Raw genomic sequence first — 17,760 nt, forward strand, 5'->3', positions numbered from 1 at the left:
ACGACATGCTGAAGGTCGGCGGCATCTGGTGCTCGCCGATCGAGATCGAGAGCCGGCTGGTCAGCCATCCCAAGGTGCTGGAAGTGGCGGTCATCGGCGCGCCGGACGATGCCGGGCTGGTCAAGCCGGAGGCCTGGGTGGTGCTGCGCGACAGCGTGCGGGCCAGCGAGAGCGTTGCCGATGAGTTGATGCAGCATTGCAAGGCCGGCCTCGCCCCTTACAAATTCCCCCGGCGCATCCATTTCGTCCAAGACCTGCCCAAGACGGCCACCGGCAAGATCCAGCGCTTCCGCCTGCGCCAGATGACCGCGGACACCGTCGGGGCCTGACCGCTGGGAGTTTCCATGACCGCTGCCGCCCTCCCGTCGTCCCTTGAGCGCCCCGCGGAGGCCGGCACGGTCCAGGTGGCGCCCGGCGTTCACTGGGTGCGGATGCCGCTGCCCTTCGCGCTCGACCACATCAACCTGTGGCTGCTGGAGGACGGGCCGGGCTGGACGCTGGTCGACACCGGCTTCAACAGCGAGGCGACGCGCGCCCTGTGGGAGCGGCTGTTCGCCGGCGTGATGGGCGGGCGCCCGATCACCCGCGTGGTCGCCACCCACTTCCACCCCGACCACATGGGGCTGGCCGGCTGGCTGGCGCCGCGCTTCGACGCGGCCTTCCACGCCACGCTGACGGAGTGGCTGTACGGCCGCATGCTGACGCTGGAGCCGGACGAGCTGGCGCGCCCGCAGGTCGAGCGCTTCTACCGCGCCGCCGGCCTGCCCGAGGACATGATCGAGGGGATCATCAACCGCCCGAACGGCTACCGGCGCGCGGTGGTGCCGCTGCCCACCACGCTGCACCGCCTGCACGACGGCGACGCGCTGGATGTGGGCGGGCACCGCTGGCGGGTGGTGGTGGGCCGCGGCCACGCGCCGGAGCAGGCCTGCCTGCTCGACGAGAAGCGCGGGCTGTTCATCGCCGGCGACCAGATCCTGCCGAAGATCAGCCCGAACGTCAGCGTCTGGCCGCACGAGCCGGACTCCGATCCGCTGAGCGACTTCCTGGAGACGCTCCGGGCGTTCAAGGCGCTTCCGCCGGACGTGCTGGTGCTGCCCTCGCACGGGCACCCCTTCACCGGCCTGCACGGCCGCATCGACGAGCTGCTGGAGCACCATGGCGAGCGCCTGGACGAGACGCTGGCCGCCTGCGCCGAACCGGCGACCGCCTACGAGGTCATGCAGGCGATGTTCACCCGCAAGCTCGACGTGCACCAGACCCGCTTCGCGGTTGGCGAGGCGATCGCGCACCTGAACCACCTCGTGCGGCAGGGCCGCGTGGTGCGCGAGCGCGGGGCGGGGGCGGAGCGCTACCGGCGGGCGTGAGTCAGCGCTTGCACCCGACCACCGCCGCGGCGACGGCGGCGCGGGTGCCGCCGGTGTAGCGGTTGGCCAGCACGTCCTGCCAGAGGTCGGCGCGCTTCAGCTCGTCGGCGATGCAGCGGCACTGCGCGGCGCAGGTGGTCTGGCCGCTGGTGGCGCAGCCGGCCTCGCAGTTCGCCAGGAAGTCCCGCGTCTCGCGATCCGGCCCGCCGGACAGCAGGACCAGAAGCGACAGCCCGCCGAACAGCACCGGCTGGTGCACGAGGTAGATCGGCAGGCTCCAGCGCCCCATCCAGGCCAGCGCCCGCCCGCCCGCGCCTTCCGGCCGCCACGCCGCCAGGGCGCCGCGCCCGCGCCAGAGCTGCCCGAGGGCGATCCCCCACAGCACGATGCCGAACCACGGGAACAGCGGCACGTAGTCGTTGGAATCGGGCGGGAAGGTCATCAGCCCGATCCATTGCAGCGCCGGGTGGTCGAACAGCGGCACGCTGGTGAGGTCCGGCAGCACCCAGACCGCGACGCCGATGGCCGCGTTCACCCATGCCGGCAGGCGCAGGAAGGCAAGGCCGAGCACGCTCGCCACCGCGATGTGGTGCAGCACGCCGAAGAAGATCGGGCTGTCCGGGAACTGCGCGTAGGACACCGCCGACACCGCGCCCGCCGCGCCCGCCAGCAGCCCGAGCCGCCGCAGGAAGCGCCGCCGGTCGAACCCGCGCGCCGCCGCCAGCACCAGGCCGACGCCGACCAGCAGCAGGAAGCTGCCGAGGATCGCCGTGCGCGCCGCCAGCCAGAACGGGTTCTCCAGCAGCTCCAGCCGGGCGAATCCCAGGAAGTCGAGGTCCCAGCTCAGGTGGTAGGCCACCATGGCGAGGATCGCCACGCCGCGCGCGGCGTCGACGATGGGGAGGCGGGCGGCGGAGGGGGAAAGCGGCGCGGCGGGCATGCGGCGTTGATGCCCGATTGCGGGGAGGCAAACAAGGCCCTCCCCATGCTCCGCGGGGCTTTCCTCCTACGCGAATGGATTGTCCACGCTGTCCGTCGCCTTGGGCGGCGGGATCCGGTCGGGCAGGTCCTTCTCCGCCTCCAGGGCCGTCACCACGCGGTCCAGCAGGTCGCGGAGCGCGCGGGCGTTCTTCAGGCCGTCCTTGTCGCGCGTCAGGTCGAGGCTGCCGTACAGCGCGACGCGGTCGGTGCGGTTCTCCACCGTCAGGTCGGCGATGCCGACGGAGTCGCTCTCGTTGGCGAAGGGCTTGATCGTCTTCATCCTCATCCTTCCTATCGTCTCTCGCCGACGTGCGGGCCTATCGTCTCTCGCCGACCTGCGGGCGGCGGCGCCGCGGCTCCGGATCGGGCAGGGGCATGGCGACGTCCTTGACGGAGGGGGGCAGGGCCGGGAACACGTCGATCCCGGTCAGGTCCCGCAACTGGCTGATCGACAGCGGCGTCCACTCGTCCCCCTCGGCGTTCGGCACGAGGTAGGCGCCGGCCTGCCCGCTCACCGGATCGTACAGCGCCTTGAAGACGTGCGTCGGGATCAGCACGCGTTCGTTCAGCCGCTCGATCCGGTCGCCGCGGTAGACCGGTCCGCTGACCACGTAGAGATCGCCCTGCCGGCGCGCCAGCGCGCGCGCCACCGCCTCGATGTCGCTCCACAGGTCGCGGTTGCTCTCCGGATTCTGCGGGATCATGTTGGCGAGGCTGAACGACTCGTTCTGCTGTTCGAAGTCCGGCATGTCCCCGGCAGGCGCCATGTGGCCGCGGTCGAAGCCGGAACGGGCGTAGTCCGCCAGTTCGGCGCGCTCGTCGCGCGGCAGGTTCGGGTCGGCGTGGAACTTGCCGCGCCGCTGGATCGCGTCGGCCCCGGCGATGCGCTCGCGGGTCAGGCGCTCGGCGGCGTAGAGCGGCGTGCGGGTGACGCCGGAATGCAGCACGGCGTACCCGCCGTAGCAGAGCGCCCGCGTCTTGGCGGCGAGGCGCTGGTTGAGCAGGTCGGGCGCGTCGCCTCCGGCGAAATGCTGCGGGCAGGCGCTGGGTGCCGCGAACGCCGCGGCCGGGGCCGCCAGCAACGCGGCGGCGAACGCGAGGATGCGAAGCATGACGGCACCGGAGTGGCCTCGGTGCCGTCATCAACGCTTCGGAAGGGCCTGTGGTTTCGTCCGTCCCCCTTTGTGAGGACGGGCGTCAGCCGAAGCGGCCGGTGATGTACTCCGCCGTCTTCTCGTTGGACGGGTTGGTGAAGATGGTCTCGGTCTCGCCGTACTCGACCAGCTCGCCCAGGTACATGAAGGCGGTGAAGTCGGAGACGCGGGCCGCCTGCTGCATGTTGTGCGTCACGATGGCGATGCAGTAGTCGGACTTCAGCTCGTCCACCAACTCCTCGCACTTGGCCGTCGAGATCGGGTCGAGCGCCGAGGTCGGCTCGTCGAGCAGCAGCACCGACGGCTTCACCGCGATGGCGCGGGCGATGCACAGGCGCTGCTGCTGGCCGCCGGACAGGCTGAGGCCGCTCTGCTTCAGCTTGTCCTTCACCTCGTCCCACAGGGCGGCGCGGCGCAGCGAGAATTCGACGCGCTCGTCCATCTCGTCGCCAGACAGCTTCTCGTACAGCTTCACGCCGAAGGCGATGTTGTCGTAGATCGACATCGGGAACGGCGTCGGCTTCTGGAACACCATGCCGACGCGGGCGCGCAGCAGGTTCAGGTCCTGCTTGCCCGACAGGATGTTGTCGCCGTCCAGCAGCACCTCGCCCTCGGCCCGCTGCTTCGGGTAGAGGTCGTAGATGCGGTTGAGGATGCGCAGCAGCGTCGACTTGCCGCAGCCCGACGGGCCGATGAACGCCGTCACCCGGCGGTCGTAGAGCGGCAGGTTGATGTTCTTCAGCGCCCGGAAACCGTCGTAGTAGAAGTTCAGGTTGCGGATCGTGATCTTCTCGGCCAGCCCGGCGCCGGCCACGGCGCCGCTGCCGGTCGGCTGGCGGCGAACCTCGGTGCGGATGTCCATCGTGCGGCTTGCGTCGGCCATGGTCACTTGCTCGTCGTGCTGAGGGCCGCGAAGGCGCGGGCACCGATGTTCAGGATCAGGATCGCCAGCGTGATCAACAGCGCGCCGCCCCAGGCGAGCCGCTGCCACTCCTCGTAGGGCGACATGGCGTACTGGAAGATGACCACCGGCAGGTTTGCCATCGGGGCGTTCATGTCGGTGCTCCAGAACTGGTTGTTCAGCGCGGTGAACAGCAGCGGCGCGGTCTCGCCGCTGATGCGCGCGATGGCCAGCAGCACGCCGGTGATCATGCCGTTGCGCGCGGCGCGGTAGGCGACCATGGTCACCACCTTCCACTGCGGGGCGCCCAGCGCCGCCGCGGCCTCGCGCAGGCTGTTGGGCACCAGCTTCAGCATGTCCTCGGTGGTGCGCACCACCACCGGGATGACGATCACCGCCAGCGCCACCGCGCCCGCCCAGGCCGAGAAGTGGCCCATGCGGATCACCAGCACCTCGTAGACGAACAGGCCGACGATGATCGACGGCGCGCTCAGCAGGATGTCGTTGATGAAGCGGATCAGCTCGGCCAGCTTGTTGGTCTTGCCGAATTCGGCCAGCCAGGTGCCGGCCAGGATGCCGATCGGCGTGCCCAGCGCGGTGGCCAGCGTGGTCATCACCACGGTGCCGAAGATGGCGTTGAGCAGGCCGCCCTCCGAGCCCGGCGGCGGCGTCATCTGCGTGACGAGGCCCAGGCTGAGGCTGCCCAGGCCGTTCCACAGCAGCGTCCACAGGATGGCGACCAGCCAGAACAGGCCGAGCCCGGCGGCGCCCAGCGCCAGCGTCAGGGCGGCGCCGTTGACCAGCCGGCGGCGGCGGTAGATGCTGAGGTCGATGCTGTGCGCGGCGGCGGCGGAGGCTTGCGTCATGGCGGTCAGGTCCCGGCGTTGCGCTGCAGGCGCAGCAGCATCAGTTTGGCCAGTGTCAGCACGATGAAGGTGATGACGAACAGGATCAGGCCCAGCGCCACCAGCGACGAGGTGTAGACGTCGCCGACCGCCTCGGTGAACTCGTTGGCGATGGCGGCGGAGATGGTGGTGCCCGGGGCGAGGATCGAGGAGGCGATGCGGTGCGAGTTGCCGATCACGAAGGTGACCGCCATCGTCTCGCCCAGCGCGCGGCCCAGGCCAAGCATCAGGCCGCCGACCACGCCGACGCGGGTGTAGGGCAGCACGACGCGCCAGACCACCTCCCAGGTGGTGGCGCCCAGGCCGTAGGCGGATTCCTTCAGCATCGGCGGCACCGTCTCGAACACGTCGCGGGTGATCGAGGTGATGAAGGGCAGCACCATGATGCCCAGGATCAGGCCGGCGGTCAGGATGCCGATGCCGTAGGGCGGGCCCATGAAGACGTCTTCCAGGTACGGCAGCTGGCCCAGCGTGTTGATCAGGAAGGGCTGCACCGTGCTCTGCATGAACGGCGCGAAGACGAACAGGCCCCAGATGCCGTAGATGATCGAGGGGATGCCGGCCAGCAGCTCGATGGCGACGCCCAGCGGACGCTTCAGCCACGGCGGGCAGACCTCGGTGAGGAAGATGGCGATGCCGAAGCTGACCGGCACGCCGACGGCCATGGCGATCAGCGAGGTGACCAGCGTGCCGTAGATCGGCGCCAGCGCGCCGAACTTCTCGGTGACGGGGTTCCACACCTCGGTGAAGGCGAAGCCCAGCCCGAATTCCTTGAGCGCGGGCAGGGAGCCCTCCACCAGGGCGATGATGACGCCGCCCAGCAGCGTCAGCACCAGCAGGGCGAAGAACAGGGTGGAGAGGCGGAACGCGGCGTCCTGGAGACGCTGGCGCTGGCCGTGGCTTGGCATGGACGTCCGGTCGGACACGAGGGCAAGGTCGGTCATGGTGGCTCCAACGGCCGTGGGGAGGACCGGCGGACCGAACCTCCCCACGGCTCAGGCTGGACGTATCACTTGGTGGCGGCGGCCGTCCAGACCGGCTTGTCGCCGGCCTTGATCTGATCCGCCCAGGTCTTGCGGATCATCTGCACCACGTTGTCCGGCATGGGCACGTAATCCAGGTCGGAAGCCAGCTTGCTGCCGTCCTTGAAGGCCCAGTCGAAGAACTTCAGCGCCTCGGTGGCGGTGGCCGGATCCTGCGGGGCCTTGTGCATCAGGATGAAGCTGGCGCCGGTGATCGGCCAGCTGTCCTTGCCCGGCTCGTCGGTCAGGATGACGTAGTAGCCCTTGGAGTTGGCCCAGTCGGCGTTCGCCGCGGCGGCCTGGAAGGCCTGGATGGTCGGCATCACCACGTTGCCGTCCTTGTTCTTCAGGGCGGCGTAGGGGATGTTGTTCTGCTTGGCGTAGGCGTATTCGACGTAGCCGATGGCGCCCTCGGTCTGCTTGACCATGTTGGCGACGCCCTCGTTGCCCTTGGCGCCGATGCCGGCCGGCCACTGGACCGAGGTGTTAGCGCCGATCTGCGTGCCGAACTTCGGGCTGGCCTTCGACAGGTAGTCGGTGAACAGGAAGTTGGTGCCCGACCCGTCGGAGCGGTAGACCGGCGCGATGGCGGTGTTCGGCAGGGTGACGCCGGGGTTCAGCGCCTTGATCTGCTCATCGTTCCACTTCTTGATCTCGCCGAGATAGATGTTGCCGAGCACCGTGCCGCTCAGCTTGATCTCGCCCGACTTGAGGCCCTTGAGGTTGATGACCGGCACCACGCCGCCCATGACCTGCGGCCATTGCACCAGGCCGGCGGCGTCCAGCTCCTCGGGCTTGAGGGGCATGTCGGAGGCGCCGAAGGTGACCGTCTTTGCCTTGATCTGCTTGATGCCGCCGCCCGAGCCGATGGACTGGTAGTTCAGCCCGACGTTCGTCTCCTTCTTGTAGGCGTCGGCCCACTTCGAATAGATCGGGTAGGGGAAGGTCGCGCCGGCGCCGGAAATGTCGGCCGCCTGAGCCGCAACGGAGGCCCCGCTGAACGCCACGGCGGCGCACAGCCCGAGCGCGGCGTGGCGAAGGGTCGTCTTGGTGAGGATGGTCACGATCTCGTCTCCCGTGTTTCAGATCCGGCGCGGTCGCGGACGGCGGCTCGGACGGGGCGGACCTTAGCGGCGCTGTGAGTCCTGTCTGTTGCACTTCTGTTGCAGTTTTGTGAATTGTGCCCCCTTTCTGCCTCATAGGAGATCTGCTCCCTCGCCGGTTGAGCTATGCCGAATAGGGGATAGGATCGCGGGCGCCGGACGGGGGATCCGGCGGTTTTGTGGGGAAGTGGTTTCCATGAATCGGTGGAAGACGATCGCGTGCCTCGGCCTTGCCGGCCTGGGCCTTCTGTCCGGGAACGCCGGGGCGTCGACGGTGGAGGAGCTGGGGCCGGAGGGGCAGTGGCTGGCCGACTGCACCATCGACCGCATGACCGACACGCGCAACTGCCGGGTGCTGGTCTACCGCCTGCTCGGCGACCCGTCGGGCAACGCGCGCGTCGCGGCGATCAGCGTGGTGCCGGTCGGCAAGGACTACGAGATGTTCCTGACCATCGACCGGGGCGTGGTGGAGCGCTGCGCGCTGCGCGTCGACCGCCAGCCGCGCATCGAGTCGTCGGTGTCGACGATCAACGTCTGCGTGTTCCCGAACTTCGCCGCCGACAAGATGGGCGACAGCTTCCGCGGCGGCACGACGGTGCTGACGCGCTACACCTTCAAGGACGGCAGCCAGCAGGACCTCGACTTCCCGCTCAAGGGCTTCAAGCAGGCCTTCGAGGAGATGACGCGGAGTCTGAAGTAGCCCTCAATCCTCGCCCGCCGCGCCGCTCACCACGGCGCGGTGCTTGAGGGTCTCGCGGTGCAGGATGTAGCAGCCGCTCGCCACCACCACCGCGGCGCCGAGGACGACGTGCAGGTCCGGCACCTCGTGCCACAGCGTCCAGCCGAACAGCGCCGCCCACACGATGGAGGCGTAGTTGAACGGCGCGATCACCGCCGCCGGGGCCATGGTGTAGGCGCGCGTCATGAACAGCTGCGCCGTGCCGCCGACCAGCCCGGTCGCCACCAGCAGCGCGAAGCCCCAGAGGTCCGGCGTCCGCCACGCGAACGGCAGCGTCAGCGCGGACAGCAGCGTCGTCGTCAGCGTGAAGTAGAAGACGATGGAGTTGGCGGTCTCGCTGGTGCTGAGCTGGCGGATCGCGATCATCGCGAAGGATTGCGCCAGCGCCGCGCTCAGGGCGACGATGGCGCCGAGGTTCAGCATGTCGGCGCTCGGCCGGACGATGATCAGCACGCCGACGAAGCCGACCGCCACCGCGCTCCAGCGGTGGATGCCCACCTGCTCGGCCAGCAGCGGCACCGACAGCGCGGTGAGGAACAGCGGCGCCGCGAAGTTCAGCGCCACCGCGTCGGCCAGCGGCAGCAGGTGGAACGACCAGAACATCAGCGTCATCGACGTGAGGCCGACGCACGAGCGCCAGAGGTGCCCCATCGGCCGCGCCGTCCGGATGCTGCCGAAGCCGCCCTGCGCCATCACCGTCGCCCACACCGGCACCAGCGCGAAGGCGTTGCGGAAGAAGGTGACCTGGGTCAGGGGATAATCCTCCGCCGTCACCTTCACCAGCACGTTGAGGATGGAAAACAGGAACACCGCGATCAGCATCATCAGGATGCCGCGCGGCGCGTTATCGACCCGCTGGACGATGGGGGGAACCGGGGACTGGTCGGGCATGCCGCGGATGCTAACAAACAAACGCGACCGGGGCCGCATGCCGTGTCCGAATGGCCGCGTTGCAGACGGTTCGCAGACTGATCTGAAATTCTATCGGCCCAGCAGCGCCCCGAACGGCAGCCGGTAGGTGAAGCCGACCACGTTGTTGGCGTCCGTCCTGCCGTCGGTCGCCGGCCCGCCGGTGATGCGGCTGTAGCCCAGCGTCACCTGCGAGCGGTTCTCGAACTGGTAGCCCAGCTCGACCTGCGAGCGGAACTCGACGGGGGCGTGGCTGCTGCGCGGCGAGTTGCTGACGTAGCCGGCGCCGACGCTGGGCGTGAAGGTGAAGGAGCCCACCGGCACGTCGAGCAGCACGCCGCCGCGGCTGGTCATGGTGCCGTCCGGCTGAGTCGATCCGGCGACCCACGGCTTCAGCGCCGCGTACGGCTCCAGCCCCGGCAGCGGGGCGGCGCCCAGGCGGTACTTCGTGTGCAGGTCGCCGATGCGCTCCGACCGGTCGGTCGGCACGGCGTTGGAGAAGGCGAGGGACCCGAGCCGCCAGTTGGGCACGCTGTCCACGGCCGCCGGCGCCTCCTCGGCGCGCGCCGGTCCGAGGGCGCTCATGCAGCCCAGGGCGACCACAGCGGTGGCAAAACGGCGGCGCATCACGGCACGGCTCCCATGAACGGGAAACAGAACCCTATTTGGGTTTTGGTATGACCACAGCATGACCGAAAAATGTTTCCACATCGTCAATAGGGATTCGCTCCCCGAAATTGCAAGGGGGCAATGCTGCTACCCCGCCGTGGGAGGGCGGCGGCGAGCCTGCTGTGGTACGATGTCCCGGATGGACACCAGCGCCGACCAGACCGACATCATCGCCTTCCTCGGCGACCCGCGCAGCCACGGCGGCCGGGCGGTGGAGCGCATCGACACCCACGCCGCGCTGGTCTTCCTGGCCGGCTCCAGGGCCTACAAGCTGAAGCGCGCGGTGCGCCTTCCCTACCTGGACTTCTCGACCCCGGAGAGGCGCCGGGCCGCCTGCGAGGCCGAACTGGCGCTCAACCGCCGCGCCGCGCCGGACCTTTATGAACGGGTCGAGGCGGTGGTGCGCCGCGCCGACGGGCGGCTGGCGCTCGGCGGGGCGGGGGAGGCGCTGGACTGGGTGGTGGTGATGCGGCGCTTCGACTCGGACCAGCTGTTCGACCGGCTGGCCGACTGCGGCGCGCTGACGCCCGACCTGATGCGCCGGCTGGCCGAGGCGGTGGCCGCCTTCCACGACCGGGCGGTGCGCCGCCCCGACGGCGGTGGGGCGGCGGCCATGCGCGCCGTGGTGTCCGGCAACCTTGAGGAGTTGCGCCACCGCCCCGACCTCTTCCCACCGGAGCGGGTCGCCCGTCTGGCCGGGCGGTCCGAGGCGGCGCTGGCGCAACACGCCGCCCTTCTGGACGCGCGGGCGCGGGGCGGGCTGGTGCGGCACTGCCATGGCGACCTGCACCTGCGCAACATCGTGCTGCACCGCGGCCGGCCGACGCTGTTCGACTGCATCGAGTTCGACGAGTCGTTCGCCGTCATCGACGTGCTGTACGACCTCGCGTTCCTGCTGATGGACCTCGACCACCGCGGCCTGCGCCCGCTGGGCAACGCGGTGTTCAACCGCTACCTGGAGGCCACCGGCGACCTGGAGGGGCTGGCGCTGCTGCCGCTGTTCCTGGCGACGCGGGCGGCGGTGCGCGCCAAGATCGACGCCACGGCCGCCGCCGTGCAGCCCGACCCGGCGTCGGCACGGGCGCTGGAGGTGGAGGCCGCCGCCTACCTGGAGCAGGCGGTGGCCGCGCTGGAGCCGCCCCCGCCGCGGCTGATGGCGGTCGGCGGGCTGTCGGGCACCGGCAAGACGACCCTGGCGCGTGGTCTGGCCCCGGACCTCGGGGCGGCGCCGGGCGCGCTGATCCTGCGCAGCGACGCGCTCCGCAAGCAGCTGATGCAGGTGGACGAGACGGTGCGCCTGCCGGCCGACGCCTACACGCCCGCGGCGACGCAGCGGGTCTACGCCGAGCTGGGGCGCCGGGCCGGCGTGGCGCTGGCTGCCGGTCACGCCGTGCTGGCCGACGCCGTCTACTCCCGTCCCGAGGAGCGCGCCGCCATCGAGGCGGCGGCCCGCCGGGCCGGCGTCGCCTTCCAGGGCCTGTGGCTGGAGGCGGATCTCCCGGCGCGAGTCGGCCGGGTGGACGCCCGCCGCGGCGACGCGTCGGACGCCACGGCCGCGGTGGTGCGGGCGCAGCAGGGCTACGAGACCGGGAACGTCGCCTGGGCGCGGCTGGACGCCGGGGGCGACCCGGCCGCGGTGCTGCATGCGGCAAAGGGGATGCTGGGGTAACGCATTCGGGACGGGCGCGCGGCAACGGGTTGGAGTATCATGGGCGGTGACCGGCGCTCGCGCTTGCACGGTGCACGGCGGGCGCCCCGAAAGGAAGACGGGCCGTGAAACGGCCGCGGAGGCGAACATGTCGATCAAGTCCATTCTGGTGCCGGTGGCCGGCTCCGAGTCCGATCCCGTGGCCCTGTCGGCGGCGATCGCCGTCGCCCGCCTGTTCGACGCGCACGTCGACAGCCTGTTCGTGAAGCTCGACCCGCGCGACGCGGTGCCGATGCTGGGCGAGGGCATGTCCGGCGCCATGGTCGATGAGATCATGCGCGCCGCCGAGAACGAGTCGGACAGCCACCTGACCGCCGCCCGCCGCCATTTCGAAGCGGTGCTGCACCGCGAGCAGGTCGACCTGCGCGAGGGGCCGTCGGCGGTCGGCGGCGTCTCCGCCCGCTGGCGCGAGGTGGTCGGCCGCGCCGAGGAGGTGGTGCCGCTGGAAGGCCGCTTCGCCGACCTGCTGGTGTTCGCCCACACCGAGATCGACCGCGACGCGCAGGCCTACGCCACGCTGGAGACGGCGCTGCTCAGCGCCGCCCGCCCGCTTCTGCTGGCGCCGAAGGCCGGCCTGGGGCGCATCGGCAAGAGCATCGCGCTGGCCTGGAACGGCAGCGCCGAATCGGCCCGCGCGGTGGCCGGCGCCATGCCCTTCCTCCGCCGGGCCGACACCGTCTACGTCCTGACCGCCGAGACCTCGTCGACTCAGCCTGCGACTGGTCGTCGCATTGCCGAATATCTAGCTTGGCATGACGTTAACTGTCAGTTAACCATTGTAAAGCCGGGATCGGAGCCGGTCGGCCAGATGCTGACGAACAAGACGGCCGAGTTGGGCGCCGACCTTCTGGTGATGGGTGGGTACGGGCACAGCCGCATGCGGGAGCTGATCCTGGGTGGCGTAACCCGGTACGTACTCGGCCACGCCGGCCTGCCGGTGCTGATGGCCCATTGAACCGACGCGCGGCACGGCCACGCCCTCCACGCCGGACGGTCTTCGGCCCTCCAGGTACGGCTCACGATCCCTAGGGAAGGAGCCGCCCCATGCTGACGATCGAAGACTGCATCGCGTTGAGCGATCTGACCGAGCGTGAGATCGACGCCATCGCCGAGCACGAACACGTGCCGGAGATGGTGGCGGTCGAACTGGGGTGCTGCCTGGTCCACTGCGCGGACGGCCAGCGCCGCATCGCCACCTTCATCCGCGACGACATCGACCGGGCGCGCCGCCACGGCAACGCCCGGCACGTCGCCGAACTGACCTCGGTCCTGCGCGACTTCGTGGCGCACCACGAAGGCATTTACGGGGCCTGGAACCTCGGGGCCTGACGGGACATTATTCTCTTCGGGGAGGATGACGGGGGCGCTGCGCGGCGCTCCCGTCCTTGTCTCCAACCACCGAGCCCCCTGAGCCCCTCAACGCGAGGATCCCGCCGTGGCGCTGAAGAAGATCCGTCTGGAACTGGCCCGCACCCGCGAGCACCCCGAGGGCAGCAGCGAACACGGCTACGAGTTCGTGGCGCCGCTCGACGCCGAGGGACACTTCGACGTGGACGAGTGGCGCACCAGCCGCGACAAGTGCCACGTGCACCGCTTCTGGCGCGGCGAGGACGACCAGCGCGGCATGCTGATCCACCGCGGCCAGCGCTGGGCCTTCCATTACGACGACGGCGACGATGAGGACGAGGAGCCCATCTTCCGCTTCGACCGCCACACCTTCGTGCAGGGCGAGTACGTCACCATCACCGAGCACGACGGCGAGCAGCGGACCTTCCGCATCGTGAACGTGAAGTAGCGCGTTCTGCGGATACAGAAAACGCCGTCCCGCTCGTGGCGGCGACGGCGTGCGTTGGCTGGGCGCCGGGGTCTCGTTCCATGGACCCTGGGCGGAGGTGGGCGTCAGGCGGCGAGGCGCTCCTGCCGGGCGCGCAGGCGACGGCGCATCTGCTCCATGAGGAGCTGGACATGCTCGCGGTCGATGCCGTCGCGGTTCATCACGGCCACGACGATCGGGTCTTCCAGGATCTCCGACAGACTCGGGTCCTTGCGAAACTCCATCGTTTCCTCCTCCCTTTCGGCCGACCGCTACGACGGGCGACACATTTTCCAAAAGGAAACTCGGCGGCACAGTATTCCCCAAGGTTAATCGATGGGGAAACTCTCTGTCATTACCGCTTTGGTCGGCTCGCCTTCAGGATAAAGAACATTCGGCCAAGGTTTGGCGTGCGGTGCAGCAATCGTTTCCAGTCAATGGCATAGAGAAATTGGTGCGCCGCACCATCAGCCTGGCGGAACGTCATAGACTGCTCGAGGGTGAAGGCCCGACGGGGTTACACCCCTTCGGATTGCTCCCTGAACACGGTGACGCCGGCGACCGCGCCGGTGCTTCGGTCGTCCAGTTCAACCTCGACGCGCGCGCTGCCGACCTCCGGCTGCTTGAGGCACAGCGAGGCCGCCCGCTCGGCCAGTTCCTCGGCGCCCGACGGGCGCGCGTCGGCGCACAGGCGGCGCAGGTCCTGGACGATCGGCTCGTAGGACATGACGGCGGCGATGTCGTCCGGGAAGTCCGGGCCGGGGTGGGCGACGGTGAGGCGGACGTTGAAGTGCGCCGGCCGCTGCGTCTCTTCGCCGCGCAGCAGGACGGGGGCGCTGAAGTCGCGCAGGACGATGGTGTAGGTGGGGGGCACGCCGCCGGAGGCGGGGCGCCGCGGGGTCTCGTCGGTCACGGTGCGGATCTCCCGGACGGGGGCGGCGTCCGGCCGCCCGCATCGTCGCTGATGCCGGAGTATAGCCGATGCCGTCCGGAAAGCCACGGCCGAGGACCGGGCGCCCCGCCCTCGCGGAAAGGCTGCGGGAGGGATACGATGATCGGCGGAGCCGATCTCCCTCCGATGGATAGCGGATACCCCCTTGGCCGGGTTGCGCGCTCCACCCGACGAAGGCAGCATGGCCTGCAAAAAAACAGGCACCGAACAACAGCCATTCGGGAGAACGCCCAATGACGACGCACCTGGGGACTCCGGTCCCGGATATTGTGTGCAATGCAACACCCGTATTCACCGGCCGTGATTTCATCGAAACCTTCGGGTCGGTGGGTGAGCCGGGGTTGCTGCACCAGAAGAACGCGCTGGCCGGCTGGATCGCGCTGATGGCCGAGGACCGCGGACTTGGCGTCGACGAGATCGCGCCGATCGCCGAGATCGACCGTGAACTGGCCGCCGCCATCCTCGGCGGCACCGTGATGGGCGTGCCGCTGCCGGTCCTCGACCGGACGCTGCGTGTCCTGGAGAACCGGCCGCACTGAGGCGCGGTCTTACCCCAGACGCACCACCGTGTCCGCCCCCGGCGCCTCGGCCAGCAGCTCCGCGATGGAGCGGCCGAGCACCGGGTGGCGGACCTCCGCCGCCACGTCGGCGAGCGGGCGCAGCACGAAGGCGCGCTCGACCATGCGCGGGTGCGGTATCTCCAGCGCCGCGGCCCTCAGCACAGCGTCGCCGTACAGCAGGATGTCCAGGTCAACCTCGCGCGGCCCGAAGCGCACGCCGCCGCCGCGCCGGCCCAGCGCCGCCTCGATGCCCTTGAGGTGCGCCAGCAGCGGCTCGGGCGCCAGGGCCGTCTCGCCGCGCACGGCCATGTTGAGGAAGGCCGGCTGGTCGGTGACGTACATCGGCGCCGTCTCGTAGACGGCCGAACGGGCGGTGACCGCCACCGCCGGCGCGAGCGCCGCGATGGCCGCCTCGAGGTTGGCCAGCCGGTCGCCGAGATTGCTGCCGAGGGCGAGATAGACGGTGGTCATGCGGGAATCACGTCGGTGCGGGCGAAGTCGTCACCCTTGAACAGCAGCGGCAGGCCGCTGGTCTTGGAGAGGGCGTAGGAGAAACAATCCCCGAAATTCAATGCGGCCGGATGATGGCCTTTGCCGTAGCGGCGACATGCGACTTGGGCGGCCGCGAGTTGCTCGGCGTCGAACGGCACGATGGTGATGCCTGACCGCTCAAGAAACCGTGCCAGGATATCCGTGCCCGCAAGTCCTGTCCGGTGCTCGGTGACCACCGTCAGTTCAAGTGCGGTGGAAGCCGACATCAACCGTTTTGTTGCGGATGCGATCTTGCTGGCAAGGGCTTGGCCCTCCGGCTCTCCGAGCAAAATGGCGATGATTGCTGAACTGTCGATGACCATCAGGTCGGCAACCCATTCTTGTCGTAGCCAAGGATCTCGTCCGGCGGTCGCGGATCCAGGATCGGAAGCTTTCGGAACTCGGCGGCGATGGCAAGAAGATCGTCCCGCATCCTCGCCTGCTCGGGAGTCAGCGTCGGGGTGCGTTCCAGCCGTTCCTGCATCGCCTTCACGACCGCCTCGTCGATGGACTCGCCGCGGCGGGACGCCAGTTCGTGCGCCAGCCGTTCCGCTTCGGGGTTGTTGATGATCAGGGTCATGGGTGCGCGTCCTCCGCCGGGGCAGCATCCTAACATGGTGTCCGCCCCGCCGCGACGGCCAGCCCAACCCCCCTTCCGGCGGCGCGTGGAGGTGGTATGGTGCGGCGGAAGCAGCATCGTGCGGAGGAAGGGCATGCGGATCGTGGTGCGCGCGGCGGGGATGGCCGCCCTGATCGGGCTGGCGGCGTGCGCCGGCAACAGCAAGGACGCGGATCTCGCCGAACGGGCGCAGACGCAGCTGGTCGGCCTGCCGAAGGCGACGCTGCTGTCCTGCGCCGGCGTGCCGTCCCGGCAGGCGGTGGTGAACGGCGCCGAGTACTACACCTATTCCGCCCGGCCGACGGTCGAGACCGACAGTCCGGGCATGGGCGTGGGCTTGAGCGGCGGTACGGCCGAGGGAATCGGCATGAGCCTCGGCATCGGCGTCCCGCTGAACACCGCACGCACGCCCCAGGGCTGCGACGTCACGTTCGTCCTGCGCGGCGGCACCGTGCAGCAGGTCAGCTATCCCATGGGCGCCAACATCGCCGACTGTGGCGCGCTGGTCAGCAACTGCATGGCGCCCTGAGCGGCCTTCGTCGCCCGGAACGGCGCCGCGGGGGTGGGCGGATGACCGGAACGGCCTAGTTTTCCGCGGGACTGGAAAACGATAGCTTGGCCGGGAGGAAGGAGACGACCGCATGGACATGACCGGTTCCCACCGCATCGAGGCACCGCGCGACAAGGTCTGGGCGGCGCTCAACGACCCCGACGTGCTGCGCCAGTGCATTCCCGGCTGCGAGGAGGTGCAGAAGCTCTCCGACACCGAGTTCACCGCCAAGGTGCACGCCAAGGTCGGCCCGGTGAGCGCGCGCTTCGCCGGCAAGGTCACGCTGTCCGACCTCGACCCGCCCAAGGGATACACCATCACCGGCGAGGGCTCGGGCGGCGCCGCCGGCTTCGGCAAGGGCGGCGCCACCGTCCGTCTGGAGGAGGACGGCGCGGCGACGCTGCTGAACTACGAGGCGCACGCGCAGGTCGGCGGCAAGCTGGCGCAGATCGGCTCGCGCCTCGTGGATGGCACGGCGCGCAAGATGGCCGACGACTTCTTCACCCGCTTCGCCACCATGCTCGGCGGCCCGCCCGCCACGGCGGCCGAGCCTGCGGCGGCTGCTCCCACGCCCGCGCCCGCGCCCGCGGCGGTGGAGTCGACGGCCACGCCGGTGCGAATCACGCCGCCAGAGATCCCGCTGCCGCTGCCCGCCGTGCGCATGGGCGGATTCTATGTGCCCTGGCTGGCGCTGGGCTTGGCGATCGTCCTGTTCGCCCTACTCTTGGGCGGGCATTGATCCCTAGGGATGAAAGCGCCGGTCTGGGCTGTTCGTTGGGGTTGGCAGTTTGCCGAATCTGTGTATTCTCCCCCGCGATCCCCACCGGCCAGAATCCGGTCAACCAACGAAGGGAACGTACCAAATGATCAAGAAGCTGATGATGGGTGCCGCCATCGCCCTGGGCATGACCGCCGCCGCTGGCGCCGCGCAGGCCGCCGGTGACGCTGCCGCTGGCAAGGACGTGTTCAAGGAGTGCATGGCCTGCCACACCGTCGAGGCTGGCAAGAACAAGGTCGGCCCGTCGCTGCACGGCGTCGTCGGTCGCAAGGCCGGCTCGATCGACGGCTTCAAGTACTCGAAGCCGATGCAGGAGAAGAGCGCCGCCGGCTTCACCTGGACCCCGGAGAACCTGAAGGCCTACGTCCAGGCCCCGAAGGAGATCGTCCCGGGCGGCACGATGGCCTACGCCGGCCTGAAGAACGTGCCGAAGTACAAGGCCGACGCCGACAAGGCCGCCGACGACCTGATCGCCTTCCTGAGCGAGCAGAAGTAAGCG

25 protein-coding genes are annotated in these 17,760 nt (G+C 69.7%); 11 read left to right on the top strand and 14 right to left on the bottom strand.

Annotated elements, in window-relative coordinates; all coding sequences use genetic code 11:
* Both ACRWK7_RS21265 and ACRWK7_RS21270 read left to right on the top strand, forming a co-directional pair.
* Window positions 1-329 (top strand): AMP-binding enzyme (locus tag ACRWK7_RS21265; protein ID WP_431858287.1); only part of this gene is annotated, 329 nt, incomplete at its 5' end.
* Window positions 330-344: 15 nt separating this feature from the next.
* Window positions 345-1,367, top strand: coding sequence for an MBL fold metallo-hydrolase (locus ACRWK7_RS21270; RefSeq protein WP_431858288.1), 1,023 nt, complete (start codon window positions 345-347; stop codon window positions 1,365-1,367).
* A gap of 1 nt (window position 1,368) precedes the next feature.
* Here ACRWK7_RS21270 and ACRWK7_RS21275 read toward each other — a convergent pair whose 3' ends face one another.
* The 7 genes from ACRWK7_RS21275 to pstS all read right to left on the bottom strand — a co-directional run bounded on the left by ACRWK7_RS21275 (window position 1,369) and on the right by pstS (window position 7,394).
* On the bottom strand, window positions 1,369-2,307 hold the full coding sequence (locus ACRWK7_RS21275) for a heparan-alpha-glucosaminide N-acetyltransferase (RefSeq protein ID WP_431858289.1): 939 nt from the start codon (window positions 2,305-2,307) through the stop codon (window positions 1,369-1,371).
* Between the two features lie 66 nt (window positions 2,308-2,373).
* Window positions 2,374-2,628, bottom strand: coding sequence for a hypothetical protein (locus ACRWK7_RS21280; RefSeq protein WP_431858290.1), 255 nt, complete (start codon window positions 2,626-2,628; stop codon window positions 2,374-2,376).
* Window positions 2,629-2,665: 37 nt separating this feature from the next.
* A complete protein-coding gene (locus ACRWK7_RS21285) occupies window positions 2,666-3,460 on the bottom strand; it encodes a DNA/RNA non-specific endonuclease (protein WP_431858291.1) in 795 nt (264 codons plus the stop codon).
* A gap of 85 nt (window positions 3,461-3,545) precedes the next feature.
* A complete protein-coding gene (gene pstB, locus ACRWK7_RS21290) occupies window positions 3,546-4,364 on the bottom strand; it encodes a phosphate ABC transporter ATP-binding protein PstB (RefSeq protein ID WP_431858348.1) in 819 nt (272 codons plus the stop codon).
* 23 nt (window positions 4,365-4,387) lie between these two features.
* On the bottom strand, window positions 4,388-5,269 hold the full coding sequence (gene pstA / locus ACRWK7_RS21295) for a phosphate ABC transporter permease PstA (RefSeq protein WP_431858292.1): 882 nt from the start codon (window positions 5,267-5,269) through the stop codon (window positions 4,388-4,390).
* A 5-nt stretch (window positions 5,270-5,274) separates the two neighbouring features.
* On the bottom strand, window positions 5,275-6,252 hold the full coding sequence (gene pstC / locus ACRWK7_RS21300; RefSeq protein ID WP_431858293.1) for a phosphate ABC transporter permease subunit PstC: 978 nt from the start codon (window positions 6,250-6,252) through the stop codon (window positions 5,275-5,277).
* A gap of 65 nt (window positions 6,253-6,317) precedes the next feature.
* Window positions 6,318-7,394, bottom strand: coding sequence for a phosphate ABC transporter substrate-binding protein PstS (gene pstS / locus ACRWK7_RS21305; RefSeq protein ID WP_431858294.1), 1,077 nt, complete (start codon window positions 7,392-7,394; stop codon window positions 6,318-6,320).
* Window positions 7,395-7,629: 235 nt separating this feature from the next.
* On the opposite strand from pstS, the gene ACRWK7_RS21310 reads away from it, so the two are divergent.
* Window positions 7,630-8,133 (top strand): hypothetical protein, encoded by a 504-nt coding sequence (locus ACRWK7_RS21310; protein WP_431858295.1) that lies wholly within the window; start codon window positions 7,630-7,632, stop codon window positions 8,131-8,133.
* Window positions 8,134-8,136: 3 nt separating this feature from the next.
* Here the strand turns inward: ACRWK7_RS21310 and ACRWK7_RS21315 are convergent, their stop codons facing one another.
* Window positions 8,137-9,063 (bottom strand): DMT family transporter, encoded by a 927-nt coding sequence (locus tag ACRWK7_RS21315; RefSeq protein WP_431858296.1) that lies wholly within the window; start codon window positions 9,061-9,063, stop codon window positions 8,137-8,139.
* A gap of 90 nt (window positions 9,064-9,153) precedes the next feature.
* On the bottom strand, window positions 9,154-9,708 hold the full coding sequence (locus ACRWK7_RS21320) for a hypothetical protein (protein WP_431858297.1): 555 nt from the start codon (window positions 9,706-9,708) through the stop codon (window positions 9,154-9,156).
* Window positions 9,709-9,889: 181 nt separating this feature from the next.
* Here ACRWK7_RS21320 and ACRWK7_RS21325 point away from each other — a divergent pair, with 181 nt between their 5' ends.
* The 4 genes from ACRWK7_RS21325 (at window position 9,890) to ACRWK7_RS21340 (ending at window position 13,253) form a co-directional block, all read left to right on the top strand.
* Complete coding sequence (locus ACRWK7_RS21325; RefSeq protein WP_431858298.1) at window positions 9,890-11,419, top strand: AAA family ATPase; 1,530 nt, start codon at window positions 9,890-9,892, stop codon at window positions 11,417-11,419.
* Window positions 11,420-11,546: 127 nt separating this feature from the next.
* The gene (locus ACRWK7_RS21330; RefSeq protein ID WP_431858299.1) at window positions 11,547-12,413 is read left to right on the top strand and encodes a universal stress protein; all 867 of its coding nucleotides are present in this window, start codon (window positions 11,547-11,549) and stop codon (window positions 12,411-12,413) included.
* Window positions 12,414-12,502: 89 nt separating this feature from the next.
* Entirely contained in the window at window positions 12,503-12,787 is a 285-nt protein-coding gene (locus tag ACRWK7_RS21335) for a hypothetical protein (RefSeq protein ID WP_431858300.1), read from the top strand.
* A gap of 106 nt (window positions 12,788-12,893) precedes the next feature.
* Window positions 12,894-13,253 (top strand): hypothetical protein, encoded by a 360-nt coding sequence (locus ACRWK7_RS21340; protein ID WP_431858301.1) that lies wholly within the window; start codon window positions 12,894-12,896, stop codon window positions 13,251-13,253.
* Window positions 13,254-13,357: 104 nt separating this feature from the next.
* On the opposite strand, the gene ACRWK7_RS21345 is transcribed toward ACRWK7_RS21340, so the two are convergent.
* Together ACRWK7_RS21345 and ACRWK7_RS21350 are read right to left on the bottom strand one after the other, a co-directional pair.
* Window positions 13,358-13,516 (bottom strand): hypothetical protein, encoded by a 159-nt coding sequence (locus ACRWK7_RS21345; protein WP_431858302.1) that lies wholly within the window; start codon window positions 13,514-13,516, stop codon window positions 13,358-13,360.
* A gap of 272 nt (window positions 13,517-13,788) precedes the next feature.
* The gene (locus tag ACRWK7_RS21350; RefSeq protein WP_431858303.1) at window positions 13,789-14,184 is read right to left on the bottom strand and encodes a hypothetical protein; all 396 of its coding nucleotides are present in this window, start codon (window positions 14,182-14,184) and stop codon (window positions 13,789-13,791) included.
* A 272-nt stretch (window positions 14,185-14,456) separates the two neighbouring features.
* Here ACRWK7_RS21350 and ACRWK7_RS21355 point away from each other — a divergent pair, with 272 nt between their 5' ends.
* Window positions 14,457-14,762 (top strand): hypothetical protein, encoded by a 306-nt coding sequence (locus ACRWK7_RS21355; RefSeq protein WP_431858304.1) that lies wholly within the window; start codon window positions 14,457-14,459, stop codon window positions 14,760-14,762.
* A gap of 9 nt (window positions 14,763-14,771) precedes the next feature.
* Here the strand turns inward: ACRWK7_RS21355 and folK are convergent, their stop codons facing one another.
* The 3 genes from folK to ACRWK7_RS21370 are packed head-to-tail and all read right to left on the bottom strand — an operon-like array spanning window position 14,772 to window position 15,894.
* The gene (gene folK / locus ACRWK7_RS21360; protein ID WP_431858305.1) at window positions 14,772-15,254 is read right to left on the bottom strand and encodes a 2-amino-4-hydroxy-6-hydroxymethyldihydropteridine diphosphokinase; all 483 of its coding nucleotides are present in this window, start codon (window positions 15,252-15,254) and stop codon (window positions 14,772-14,774) included.
* Window positions 15,251-15,637, bottom strand: a complete 387-nt coding sequence (locus tag ACRWK7_RS21365; RefSeq protein ID WP_431858306.1) for a type II toxin-antitoxin system VapC family toxin — start codon at window positions 15,635-15,637, stop codon at window positions 15,251-15,253. Before ACRWK7_RS21365 ends, folK begins: the two co-directional genes overlap by 4 nt.
* Window positions 15,637-15,894, bottom strand: coding sequence for a type II toxin-antitoxin system VapB family antitoxin (locus ACRWK7_RS21370; protein WP_431858307.1), 258 nt, complete (start codon window positions 15,892-15,894; stop codon window positions 15,637-15,639). Before ACRWK7_RS21370 ends, ACRWK7_RS21365 begins: the two co-directional genes overlap by 1 nt.
* Window positions 15,895-16,027: 133 nt before the next feature.
* Here ACRWK7_RS21370 and ACRWK7_RS21375 point away from each other — a divergent pair, with 133 nt between their 5' ends.
* From ACRWK7_RS21375 to ACRWK7_RS21385, 3 genes are all read left to right on the top strand, one after another.
* The gene (locus tag ACRWK7_RS21375) at window positions 16,028-16,462 is read left to right on the top strand and encodes a hypothetical protein (RefSeq protein ID WP_431858308.1); all 435 of its coding nucleotides are present in this window, start codon (window positions 16,028-16,030) and stop codon (window positions 16,460-16,462) included.
* 112 nt (window positions 16,463-16,574) lie between these two features.
* A complete protein-coding gene (locus ACRWK7_RS21380) occupies window positions 16,575-17,222 on the top strand; it encodes an SRPBCC family protein (protein ID WP_431858309.1) in 648 nt (215 codons plus the stop codon).
* 124 nt (window positions 17,223-17,346) lie between these two features.
* Window positions 17,347-17,757 carry a c-type cytochrome gene (locus ACRWK7_RS21385; protein WP_431858310.1) on the top strand — a complete coding sequence of 137 codons (411 nt, stop codon included), beginning with the start codon at window positions 17,347-17,349 and terminating at the stop codon, window positions 17,755-17,757.
* Window positions 17,758-17,760 lie beyond the last annotated feature (3 nt).

It is taken from the genome of Azospirillum sp., assembly GCF_050789165.1.

Excerpts from the sequence above, each read along its gene's own strand:
- ACRWK7_RS21320 (WP_431858297.1), bottom strand. The coding sequence starts at position 9,708 with ATGCGCCGCCGTTTTGCCACCGCTGTGGTCGCCCTGGGCTGCATGAGC.
- pstC (WP_431858293.1), bottom strand. The coding sequence starts at position 6,252 with ATGACCGACCTTGCCCTCGTGTCCGACCGGACGTCCATGCCAAGCCAC.
- ACRWK7_RS21345 (WP_431858302.1), bottom strand. The coding sequence starts at position 13,516 with ATGGAGTTTCGCAAGGACCCGAGTCTGTCGGAGATCCTGGAAGACCCG.
- pstA (WP_431858292.1), bottom strand. The coding sequence starts at position 5,269 with ATGACGCAAGCCTCCGCCGCCGCCGCGCACAGCATCGACCTCAGCATC.
- ACRWK7_RS21385 (WP_431858310.1), top strand. The coding sequence starts at position 17,347 with ATGATCAAGAAGCTGATGATGGGTGCCGCCATCGCCCTGGGCATGACC.
- pstB (WP_431858348.1), bottom strand. The coding sequence starts at position 4,364 with ATGGACATCCGCACCGAGGTTCGCCGCCAGCCGACCGGCAGCGGCGCC.
- ACRWK7_RS21335 (WP_431858300.1), top strand. The coding sequence starts at position 12,503 with ATGCTGACGATCGAAGACTGCATCGCGTTGAGCGATCTGACCGAGCGT.
- ACRWK7_RS21285 (WP_431858291.1), bottom strand. The coding sequence starts at position 3,460 with ATGCTTCGCATCCTCGCGTTCGCCGCCGCGTTGCTGGCGGCCCCGGCC.
- ACRWK7_RS21365 (WP_431858306.1), bottom strand. The coding sequence starts at position 15,637 with ATGGTCATCGACAGTTCAGCAATCATCGCCATTTTGCTCGGAGAGCCG.
- ACRWK7_RS21275 (WP_431858289.1), bottom strand. The coding sequence starts at position 2,307 with ATGCCCGCCGCGCCGCTTTCCCCCTCCGCCGCCCGCCTCCCCATCGTC.
- ACRWK7_RS21310 (WP_431858295.1), top strand. The coding sequence starts at position 7,630 with ATGAATCGGTGGAAGACGATCGCGTGCCTCGGCCTTGCCGGCCTGGGC.
- ACRWK7_RS21370 (WP_431858307.1), bottom strand. The coding sequence starts at position 15,894 with ATGACCCTGATCATCAACAACCCCGAAGCGGAACGGCTGGCGCACGAA.
- folK (WP_431858305.1), bottom strand. The coding sequence starts at position 15,254 with ATGACCACCGTCTATCTCGCCCTCGGCAGCAATCTCGGCGACCGGCTG.
- ACRWK7_RS21315 (WP_431858296.1), bottom strand. The coding sequence starts at position 9,063 with ATGCCCGACCAGTCCCCGGTTCCCCCCATCGTCCAGCGGGTCGATAAC.
- ACRWK7_RS21355 (WP_431858304.1), top strand. The coding sequence starts at position 14,457 with ATGACGACGCACCTGGGGACTCCGGTCCCGGATATTGTGTGCAATGCA.
- ACRWK7_RS21380 (WP_431858309.1), top strand. The coding sequence starts at position 16,575 with ATGGACATGACCGGTTCCCACCGCATCGAGGCACCGCGCGACAAGGTC.
- ACRWK7_RS21280 (WP_431858290.1), bottom strand. The coding sequence starts at position 2,628 with ATGAAGACGATCAAGCCCTTCGCCAACGAGAGCGACTCCGTCGGCATC.
- ACRWK7_RS21270 (WP_431858288.1), top strand. The coding sequence starts at position 345 with ATGACCGCTGCCGCCCTCCCGTCGTCCCTTGAGCGCCCCGCGGAGGCC.
- ACRWK7_RS21325 (WP_431858298.1), top strand. The coding sequence starts at position 9,890 with ATGGACACCAGCGCCGACCAGACCGACATCATCGCCTTCCTCGGCGAC.
- ACRWK7_RS21375 (WP_431858308.1), top strand. The coding sequence starts at position 16,028 with ATGCGGATCGTGGTGCGCGCGGCGGGGATGGCCGCCCTGATCGGGCTG.
- ACRWK7_RS21330 (WP_431858299.1), top strand. The coding sequence starts at position 11,547 with ATGTCGATCAAGTCCATTCTGGTGCCGGTGGCCGGCTCCGAGTCCGAT.